The organism is Streptomyces showdoensis, from assembly GCF_039535475.1.
Taxonomy (GTDB): Bacteria; Actinomycetota; Actinomycetes; order Streptomycetales; family Streptomycetaceae; genus Streptomyces; species Streptomyces showdoensis.
Window position 1 is genome coordinate 203,408 of the sequence record NZ_BAAAXG010000006.1, and the last position, 9,233, is coordinate 212,640.

Here is a 9,233-nt window from a genome sequence, read left to right on the forward strand (position 1 = left end):
AGATGGCATTCATGCCATGGTACGTCCCGGGGGCGTCCGGCGAGGCTTGCTCCATGACGAACAGCACCACTGCTCCCACCGCCCCCACCATGCGGGCCATCAGCCAGCGCACCCACGGAACCCCCGAGGTCCTCCAGGAGGTCGAGGTACCCCGTCCCGTCCCCGGGCCCAGCGAGATCCTGGTCGCCGTCCGCGCCTCCGGGGTCAACCCGACGGACTGGAAGCACCGCGCCTCCGACGCCCTCTTCCTGAGCGAGCTGCCCCTGGTCCTCGGCTGGGACGTCTCCGGCGTCGTCGAGGCGGTCGGCTTCGGCGTCACCCTCTTCCGGCCCGGCGACGAGGTCTTCGGCATGCTGCCGTACCCGCACGGGGTCGGCGCCCACGCCGAGTACGTCACCGCCCCGGCCCGTTCCTTCGCCCGCAAGCCCGCCGAGGTCGACCACGTACAGGCCGGCGCCCTGCCGCTCGCCGCCCTCACCGCGTACCAGGCGCTCGTCGACACCGCCGGGCTGCGGGCCGGGCAGCGCGTCCTGATCCACGCGGCCGCGGGCGGGGTCGGCCACCTCGCCGTACAGATCGCCAAGGCGCACGGGGCGCATGTGATCGCCACCGCCAGCGCCCCCAAGCACGACTTCCTGCGCTCGCTCGGCGCGGACGAGGTGATCGACTACCGCTCGGTCGACTTCCGCGAGGCGACGAAGGACATCGACGTCGTCCTCGACCCCCTCTCCGGCGACACCCGCACCCGCTCCCTCGACGTGCTGCGCCCCGGCGGCATCGTCGTGTCGATCCTGCCGCCCACCGACCCCGACGACGCGGCGAAGGCGGCCGAGCGGGGCGTCCGGGCGGTCACCATGCTGGTCGAGGCCGACCACGGCGGCATGAACGCCATCGCGGACCTCGTCGCCTCCGGCGCGCTCCGCGCCCACGTCGACTCCGTCTTCCCGCTCTCCGCCGCGGCCGAGGCCCACGCGCTCGGCGAGACGGACCGCACCACCGGGAAGATCGTCCTCGTGGTGGACGGCGCGGAGGCGTGAGCCGCGGCCGGGTCCGGGCCAGGACCCGGCCGCAGCCGGCCTACGCGTAGAAGCGCGACAGGCTGCGCAGCACGCAGGCCGGCTTGGCGCCGCCCTCGATCTCGATCGTGCCGTCGACGGCGATCTGGACGCCGCCGTTCACCTCCTCGACCGCGGCGAGGCGGGCGACGAGCCGCAGCCGGGAGCCGACCGTGACCGGGGCGGGGAAACGCACCTTGTCCAGGCCGTAGTTGACCTTCGTGGTGACGCCCCGGACGTCGAGGAGTCCGGTGAACAGGGGGATGAAGAGGGCGAGAGTCAGATAGCCGTGGGCGATCGGGGCGCCGAAGGGGCCCTCCTTCGCGCGCTCCACGTCCACGTGGATCCACTGGTGGTCGCCGGTGGCGTCGGCGAAGCCGTCGATCCGGTCCTGGGTGACGTCGATCCAGCCGCTGGTGCCCAGCTCGCTGCCGGCCAGCTCCTTCAGGGCGTCGATGCCGTCGACGATGAGGGTCGTGGTCATGGGGGTGGTCCTTCCTAGGGAAGCGCCGGGTGGCGTGTCAGGGGGTTCCGTACCGGGTGCGGAGCTGGTGCTTGAGGAGCTTTCCGGAGGCCGTGCGCGGCAGTTCGGCGACGACCACGACGGACTTCGGGATCTTGTACCGGGCGAGCCGGCCGTCCAGCGACGCGAGGATCGCGGCCGGATCGGGCGTGCCGGCCGCTCCGGTCACGATCACCGCGCGGACCGTCTCGCCCCACGTCCCGTCGGGCACGCCGATGACGGCGCACTCGACGACGTCGGGATGGGCGAGCAGGGCGTCCTCCACCTCGGCGGGGTAGATGTTCTCCCCGCCCGAGATGATCATGTCCTTCAGGCGGTCGACGATGGTGACGTAGCCGTCGGCGTCGACCCGGGCCGCGTCGCCGCTGCGGAACCAGCCGTCGGCGAACACGGCCGCCGTCTCCTCGGCCAGGCCCCAGTAGCCGGCCATCACGTGCGGGCCGCGGACCAGCACCTCGCCCGTCTCGCCGGTCGCCGCCGGGGTCAGGTCGGGGCGCACCACCCGTACGTCGGTGAAGAAGTGCGGCACCCCGGCGGACCCGGCCTTGCTCACGGCGTGCTCCGCGTCCAGGAACAGCACGCCCGGTGAGGCCTCGGTCATCCCGTACCCCTGGAGGAAGGCGAGCCCCCGCTCCTGGTACGCGGCGATGAGCGCGGTCGGCACGGGCGCGCCGCCGCAGGTGAGCAGCCGCAGACTGGACAGGTCGGCCGTCGCCCAGCGCGGGTGCCGGGCGACCCGGTCGAACATGGTGGGCACCCCGAACACGAAGGTGACGCCGTGCCGTTCGATCAGGTCGAGGGTGTCGCCCGGGTCGAAGGACTCGACGAGCAGGCACGCTCCGCCCTTGAGCAGGACCGGCAGGGCCAGCATGTTGAGGCCGCCGGTGTGGAACAGGGGGGCGGAGACGAGCGCGGTCTCGTCGCCGGCCAGGTCGAGGTCGACGAGGACGTCGACCGCGTTCCAGACCAGGTTGCCGTGGGTGAGCATCGCGCCCTTCGGGCGGCCCGTGGTGCCCGAGGTGTACATGATGAGGGCCACGTCCTCGGGCGAGACCCGCTCGTCGACCGGCTCCGCGGAGGCGGCGGCGAGCAGCTCCTCGTACGGGCCGCCGGTGTCGACGACCGTCCGCACACCGGTCCCGCCCTCCGCGAGCGCCGCGTCCGCCACCGCCGCGAGGGCGGGCGAGCGGAGCAGCACGGTGCTGCCGGAGTCGCGCAGCTGGTACGCGATCTCGGGCGCCGCGAGCCGGGTGTTGAGCGGCACGAAGACCGCGCCGAGCAGGCCGGCCGCGAACAGGGTCTCCAGGAACGACGGATGGTTGGGGCCGAGGTAGGCGACGCGGTCGCCGCGCCGGACCCCGGCCGTCCGCAGGGCGTGGGCCAGCCGGGAGGTGCGTGCGTGCAGCTCCCCGTACGTGACGGTGGCGCCGTCGTGGATCAGGGCGGTGCGGTGCGGGGTCTTGCGGGCCCGGCGGGCGGGCCACGACCCCAGTCCCTCGTTGCGCATCGGGTGCCCTTTCAGGAAGGGGAGTCGGAGCCGGTGAGGCCGAGCAGCCGGGCGGCGTTCTCCTTGAGGATCTTCGGGCGGACCGCGTCCTTGACCGGCAGCTCCGCGAAGTCGGCGAGCCAGCGGTCGGGGCTGAGCACGGGGAAGTCGGAGCCGAACAGGACCTTGTCCTGGAGCAGGGTGTTCGCGTACCGGACCAGCTGCGGCGGGAAGTACTTCGGCGACCAGCCGGACAGGTCGATGTGCACCCCCGGCTTGTGGGTCGCGACGGCGAGCGCCTCGTCCTGCCAGGGGAAGGACGGATGCGCCAGGATGATCTTCAGGTGCGGGAAGTCGGCGGCGACGTCGTCGACGTGCAGCGGGTTGGAGTACTTGAGCCGGATGCCGCCGCCCCCGGGGACCCCGGCACCGATGCCGGTCTGCCCGGTGTGGAAGAGGGCGATCGTGCCGGTCTCCTCCATGACCTCGTAGAGGCCGTAGGCCATCCGGTCGTCGGGGAAGAAGCCCTGGATGCTCGGGTGGAACTTGAAGCCCCGGACCCCGTACTCCTCGACCAGCCGGCGGGCCCGCCGCACTCCGGCCCGGCCGCGGAAGGGGTCGACGGAGGCGAAGGGGATGAGGACGTCGGCGTGGGCGGCCGCCGCCTCGGCGATCTCCTCGTTCGGGATCGGCTCGGTGCCGGTGGCGTGCTCGGCGTCCACGGTGAAGACCACCGCGGCCATCCGCCGCTCGCGGTAGTACGCGGCGGTCTCCTCCAGGGTCGGCTTCCGCTCGCCCGCGACCTTGAAGTACGCGGCGGAGGCCGTGTGCAGCTCCTCGGAGAGCGAGGCGTGGCCCTTCGATGAGACCTCGCAGTGGGTGTGGACGTCGATCGCGACCAGGTCGTCCACGGACGGCGCGGACATCAGGCCTCCGGGAGCTTCGGCGCGGGGATGCCCACGGTCTGCGGCTCGCGGCCCACCGAGGTGTGCCAGGCGGCGGCCAGGGTCTCCGGGGTCCAGCCGCCGTCGGCGTACGCGGTGGCCACCTCCTGCGGGTGCGACCACAGGGCCAGCTTGTCCCCGCCGATGCCGACGCACTGGCCGGTGATGCCCCGGGCCGCCTCGGAGGCGAGGAAGGGGACGAGGGCGGCGCAGTCCTCCGGGGTGCCGAACCCCTCGCCCTTCCGCAGGAAGTCCGGCAGCGGCTCGCCGCCGCGGAGCGCCTCGACGTACGGGGCGAAGGCGGGGACGGTCTCGGTCATGGCGGTGGCGGCCACCGGGACGACGGCGTTGACGGTGATGCCGGCCCGGGACAGCTCCATCGACCAGGTACGGGCCATGGCGGCGATGCCGGCCTTGGCGGCCGCGTAGTTGGTCTGGCCGAAGTTGCCGCGCTGCCCGGCGGGGGAGCCGATCAGGATCAGGCTGCCGCCCTCGCCCTGTTCGCGCATGCGGACGGCGGCGGCCCGGGCGCAGGTGAAGGTGCCCTTGAGATGGGTGGTCACGACGGCGTCGAAGTCGTCGTCGGTCATCTTCCACAGCACCTTGTCGCGCAGGATCCCGGCGTTGGTGACGAGGACGTCGAGCCGGCCGAAGGTTTCCACGGCGCGGGCCACCAGCCGGTCGGCGGCCTCGGCGCCGCCGACCGCCACGGCCTCGGCGACGGCCCGCCCGCCGGCCGCGACGATCGAGTCGGCCGCCCGCCGGGCCACCTCCTCGTCCAGGTCGTTGACGACGACGGCGGCGCCCGCTGCGGCGAGCGCGGAGGCGTAGGCGAGACCGAGACCGCGGCCGGAGCCGGTGACGACGGCCACCTTCCCGGTGAGGTCGACGGCGGGGGAGTGCGACATGAGCTGTCCCTTCGGGAGTGAGGGAGTGAGGGAATGACGGGCGCGGGAGTACGGAGCGGGTCACCGGGAGAGCGTGGGGCTCGATCGCCGGCGGTCCGCCGTGATGGAAGCTAGGACCAATCATTGTTGACGTCAATAGTTGTCAGCAACACCGGTAGTGCCCCATGCTGGACCCATGGACGAACCCTGGATGCTCGGACTGCACTCCGACAGCGGCTACCTGCTCTACCGCCTCGGCCTGCGCTCGGGGCAGCTCTTCAACGCGGCGCTGCAGGAATCGGGCCTCCGCCTGCGCCACTACGCGCTCCTGCGCTACCTGGCCACCGTCGAGGGCGCGCTCCAGCGGGAGTTGAGCACCCGGCTCGGCTACGACCCCAGCGCCATCGTGGGCCTCGTCGACGACCTCGAACGCCTCGGCCTCGTCGAACGCCGCCCCGCGCCCGGCGACCGGCGCAGCCGCGTCGTCGTCCTCGTCGACGCGGGCCGCGCCTTCCTGCGCGACACCGACCGCACCAGCCGCCGCGTCACCGACGACCTGCTCCATCCGCTGACCGAGGACGAACGGGCCGTGCTGCACGGGCTGTTGCAGCGGGTCGCCGAGCCGGAGGCGCCCGGCGGGGCCTGACGCCCCGCCCGGTTCACCCCGCCGTCGCGAAGAAGGCCGTCAGCTCCTCCACGTACCGCTGCGGATGGCTCACGTGCGGCACGTGACCGGCGCCCTCGAAGACCCGGGTGCGCGCGCCCGGCAGTGCCCCGGCGACCCGGTCGTAGACCGCCCGGAACCAGCTCGGGCTCCGTGAGCCCCGGGTGAGGAGCACGGGGGCGGCGCAGCGCCGCAGCCCGGCCACGTCGAGGGCGGCCCAGCCCGGGTCGCCCTGCTCGTCGAGGAAGGTGGGGGCGTTGGCGACGAAGGTGTCCCGCAGCCGCTGAGGGAACCGCTCCCACTCGCCGGGCCCGAAGGCCACCCCGTCCACGAAGGTCCGGGCGGCGGTGAGCGGGTCGCCCGCCCGTACCAGGGCGGCGACGGCGTCGAGCCGCCCGCGCGTGGCGGCCACCTCCTCCCGGTGCTCGGGCACCTCGGCGGCGAGGTCGAGCAGCGGGGGCTCGTGGACGGCGAGGGCCCGGAACAGCCCGGGCCTGCGGGCGGCGAGCCCGAGGGCGGTGGAGGCGCCGAAGGAGTTGCCCGCGACGAACGCGGGCGCGAAGCCCAGCGCCTCCATCAGCGCGGCCAGGTCGTCCTCGTCCTCGCGCCGCGAGCCCTGTCCGGCCGGCCGCTCGCTCGCGCTGTGCCCGCGGCGGTCGTAGACGAGCACCCGGTGGCGCAGGGCGAGCCCGTGGACGACCTGGTCCCAGTTGTGGTGGTCGCCCCAGGAGCCGTGCACCAGGACCAGCGGGGCACCGTCGCCGCCGGCCTCGTAGAACAGGCGTGCCCCGTCGACCTCGACCTCTGCCATCCGCTGCTCCCTGCGACGGCCCGATCCGGCCCGGTGGGACCCGACCCGGCTCGGTCCGGTCCAGGGCTCCATTGTCCGGCGGACGTACGGCTCCGGGGCGGGAGAACGCGCGGGGCGTGCGGGTGGCAGACTCCGCCCATGGGGTTCGAACTTCTCGCGGCGACCGGTGTGCTGGCGCTTCTGACCATGGTCCCGGGACCGGACATGGCGATCGTGACCCGCAGGGCCGTGGCCGCCGGCCGGCGGGACGGGCTGCTGACCGTCGGCGGGATCGTCGGCGGGCTGCTGGTCTGGGGCGTGCTGGCGGTGGCCGGGCTGGCCGCCGTCCTGGCGGCTTCGGCCGTCGCGTACACCGTGGTGAAGCTGGTCGGCGCGGCCTACCTGGTCTTCCTCGGTGCGCAGGCGCTGTGGCGGACCAGGCGCGGTGGGGCGGCGGCGCCCGTGGACGCGCCGCCGCCCGCCGGGAACCCGTGGCGGACCGGTCTGGTGGGCAACCTGCTCAACCCGAAGATCGCGGTCTTCTACACCGGCCTGCTGCCGACCCTCGCCCCGTCCGGGCTCTCCCCGCACACCGGGATGGCCCTGCTGGTGCTGGTCCACGCGGCGCTCACGGTCGTCTGGCTCTCCGGCTACGTGCTGCTGCTCGCCGGGGCCCGCTCCTTCTTCGCCCGGCCCGCCGTGCGGGGCGCGATGGAGCGGGTCACCGGTGTGGTGCTCATCGGCTTCGGGGTGAAGGTCGCGACGGCGGCCTCCTAGCGTGCCGCCCGGGCCCGGGCGGCACGCGGTCAGGTCCCCCAGGCCTCGAACTCGTAGATCCGGGCGGCCGGATCGGTGGTCTGCGTGGGCGCCGTGACCACCAGCCGGACGTACCGGGCGGACAGGGCCACCGGGTGGGTCGTGGTCGCCGCCGTGTTGCCGCTGACGGTCACGGCGGTGGTCCAGGCGGCGGTGGTGCTGTCGCGGACCTCCACCCGGAAGTCCCGGGTGTTCCAGCTCGCGCTCTCGCCGCCGGCCGCCGCGTGCTTCACCACGAAGCGGTTCAGCGGCCGGGACGAACCGAGGTCCACCTCCAGCCACTTGGCCGAGGTGGTCGCGCACCACTTGTCGGCGTTGCCGCCCGAGACGCTGCCGTTGACCGCCTTGGCGGGGGCCTCCGAGGCGTTGCACTGACCGGAGGCCGTCGCGGGCCGGTTCAGCGCCAGGTTGCTCTCGGTGGTCGCGGACCAGGTGACCGTGGTGCTCGCGGCGGGGGAGCGGCCGAACTCGGTGGAGACGGCCTCGACGTCGAGCGTCGTCGAGGTCTCGGTGCCGGCCCGGTCCAGCTTCGGTACGAAGTAGCTGTCGTTGGGCGTGGCGCCCAGGAAGGTGCGGCCGCCGTCGGCGTTGCGGCGGTACACCTCGTAGTGATGGACCTCGCCGGAGGCCGAGGCGGTCCAGCCGAGCCGGAGCGACTTGCTCGCGCCACCGGTGTCCGTCGTGCCGAGGACGGTGGGCGCCGTCGGTGCGGACGGGGCGTCCACCGCGCCGTCGTACAGGGCGATCCGGCCCACCTTGATGTCGTACGAGGAGGTCGTCCCGGTCGTCTCCAGGCCGAGCTGCGCGACCGTCTTCCCGGCGTACGCGGAGAGGTCGAGCGTCTTGTGCTCCCATCCCGTGCCGGTGGTGGCGCCGAGGTCCAGCGTGGTGAAGGTGGTGGGGGCGTCGGTGAAGGAGACGGCCGCCTTCAGCCGGGTGGGCCCGGCGGCGGGGGTCTTCACCACCACCGACAGCTTGGTGTCGGCCGCCACGGGCAGCTTCGTCTGGTACAGCCGTACGGTGTTCACGGCGTCGAGCGTGCCGGTCAGGCGCAGGGCCGAGCCGCCCTCGTAGGCGTCGGTGTAGTCGATCGACGGCTTGAGTTTCGTGCCCGTGGACGTGACCAGCCAGCGGTAGGTGGGCGGCACGTCCTGGAGGGAGAGGTTGTTCCAGGCCGCGCCGGACACCCGGGTCCCGCCGGAGTGGTAGAAGTCGCCCTGCCCGGCGTCGAAGTGGGTGACGAAGGGCTTGGCGGTCACGGGCGAGGACTCGGCGACGTACTGCGCGAGCCCCTTCCAGGAGAGTGTGGTCGTGTGTCGGGACGGGTCGCCGTTGGCGCCGACCCAGTAACGGGCCCGCGGGCCGTGCGTCGGCCCGGTCGCGGCGGACTTCCAGGTCCACTCGGGGCGGTAGAGCCCGAGCGAGTGGTGTGCGGCCTGTCCGGCGGGGAACAGGGCGTTCCAGTCGACGCTCGTGCCGTAGCCGTTGGACTCGGTGTCGATGCGCTGACAGCTCGTACTCGCCGCGCCCGAACCGCGGGCCAGGTGCGGGAGGAGTTCAGGCCGCTCGCGCTCCAGTTGAAGTTCAGGAACACCGAGTCGCTGGTGCGCTGCGCGCCCTCCTGGAGGAAGGCGTCGTTGGCGGAGGTCACGCGTTCTGCCAGCTCACCGAGCCGGACTCGGTCATCGCGTCGTACCACATGAACTCGACCGGGCCGAGCGAGCGGGCGTAGCGCATCGTGTTGCGCACCTCGGTCGCGAGCGCCGCGTCTCCGCCCGCCGTCTCCTGGTTGACGAACCAGCCGTCGAATCCGTAGTCGCTGCGCGACCTGGGCCAGCTTGTCGGCGACGGGGTAGCGGCCGCCGGACTTCTGCGTGAAGTCGCGCACCCACTGGAGGCTGGCCGCCGTACGCGCGGTGGCGGTACAGAAGGACGGTGCCGTAGACACTTGACCCCGTTGCGGTGGGCCGCGTCGACGACGGTCGGGTTCGCGCGAGGATCAGACCCTCGCCGGCCGAAACGCCCAGACACCAGCTGGTCGACGTACGTGCCGTGCCCGAAGGCGAGT

At 73.4% G+C, this 9,233-nt stretch carries 10 protein-coding genes; 3 read left to right on the top strand and 7 right to left on the bottom strand.

All coding sequences use genetic code 11. The features are described 5' to 3' along the window. Window positions 1-89: 89 nt before the first annotated feature. Window positions 90-1,037, top strand: coding sequence for an NADP-dependent oxidoreductase (locus ABD981_RS04135; protein ID WP_046909424.1), 948 nt, complete (start codon window positions 90-92; stop codon window positions 1,035-1,037). A gap of 40 nt (window positions 1,038-1,077) precedes the next feature. Here ABD981_RS04135 and ABD981_RS04140 read toward each other — a convergent pair whose 3' ends face one another. From ABD981_RS04140 to ABD981_RS04155, 4 genes are read right to left on the bottom strand one after another with little or no spacing between them, the layout of a single operon-like run. Then, a complete protein-coding gene (locus tag ABD981_RS04140; protein WP_046909423.1) occupies window positions 1,078-1,539 on the bottom strand; it encodes a MaoC family dehydratase in 462 nt (153 codons plus the stop codon). A gap of 37 nt (window positions 1,540-1,576) precedes the next feature. Next, a complete protein-coding gene (menE, locus tag ABD981_RS04145) occupies window positions 1,577-3,085 on the bottom strand; it encodes an o-succinylbenzoate--CoA ligase (protein ID WP_046909422.1) in 1,509 nt (502 codons plus the stop codon). Between the two features lie 11 nt (window positions 3,086-3,096). After that, a complete protein-coding gene (locus ABD981_RS04150; protein WP_046909421.1) occupies window positions 3,097-3,990 on the bottom strand; it encodes an amidohydrolase family protein in 894 nt (297 codons plus the stop codon). Further along, window positions 3,990-4,916 carry an SDR family NAD(P)-dependent oxidoreductase gene (locus tag ABD981_RS04155; RefSeq protein ID WP_046909420.1) on the bottom strand — a complete coding sequence of 309 codons (927 nt, stop codon included), beginning with the start codon at window positions 4,914-4,916 and terminating at the stop codon, window positions 3,990-3,992. The genes ABD981_RS04150 and ABD981_RS04155 overlap by 1 nt, the downstream gene beginning before the upstream one ends. A 175-nt stretch (window positions 4,917-5,091) precedes the next feature. Between ABD981_RS04155 and ABD981_RS04160 the strand changes: the two genes are divergently transcribed. After that, complete coding sequence (locus ABD981_RS04160) at window positions 5,092-5,541, top strand: MarR family winged helix-turn-helix transcriptional regulator (RefSeq protein WP_240495318.1); 450 nt, start codon at window positions 5,092-5,094, stop codon at window positions 5,539-5,541. Window positions 5,542-5,554: 13 nt separating this feature from the next. Here ABD981_RS04160 and ABD981_RS04165 read toward each other — a convergent pair whose 3' ends face one another. Further along, window positions 5,555-6,370: an alpha/beta fold hydrolase gene (locus ABD981_RS04165; protein ID WP_046909419.1), complete on the bottom strand. Its 816-nt coding sequence runs from the start codon at window positions 6,368-6,370 to the stop codon at window positions 5,555-5,557. A gap of 138 nt (window positions 6,371-6,508) precedes the next feature. On the opposite strand from ABD981_RS04165, the gene ABD981_RS04170 reads away from it, so the two are divergent. Continuing rightward, window positions 6,509-7,126, top strand: a complete 618-nt coding sequence (locus ABD981_RS04170) for a LysE family translocator (RefSeq protein ID WP_046909418.1) — start codon at window positions 6,509-6,511, stop codon at window positions 7,124-7,126. A 29-nt stretch (window positions 7,127-7,155) separates the two neighbouring features. Here ABD981_RS04170 and ABD981_RS04175 read toward each other — a convergent pair whose 3' ends face one another. Both ABD981_RS04175 and ABD981_RS04180 read right to left on the bottom strand, forming a co-directional pair. Continuing rightward, window positions 7,156-8,742, bottom strand: a complete 1,587-nt coding sequence (locus ABD981_RS04175) for a GH85 family endohexosaminidase C-terminal domain-containing protein (RefSeq protein WP_345527939.1) — start codon at window positions 8,740-8,742, stop codon at window positions 7,156-7,158. A 70-nt stretch (window positions 8,743-8,812) separates the two neighbouring features. Next, window positions 8,813-9,196, bottom strand: a complete 384-nt coding sequence (locus ABD981_RS04180; protein WP_345527941.1) for an endo-beta-N-acetylglucosaminidase — start codon at window positions 9,194-9,196, stop codon at window positions 8,813-8,815. Window positions 9,197-9,233: the final 37 nt, after the last annotated feature.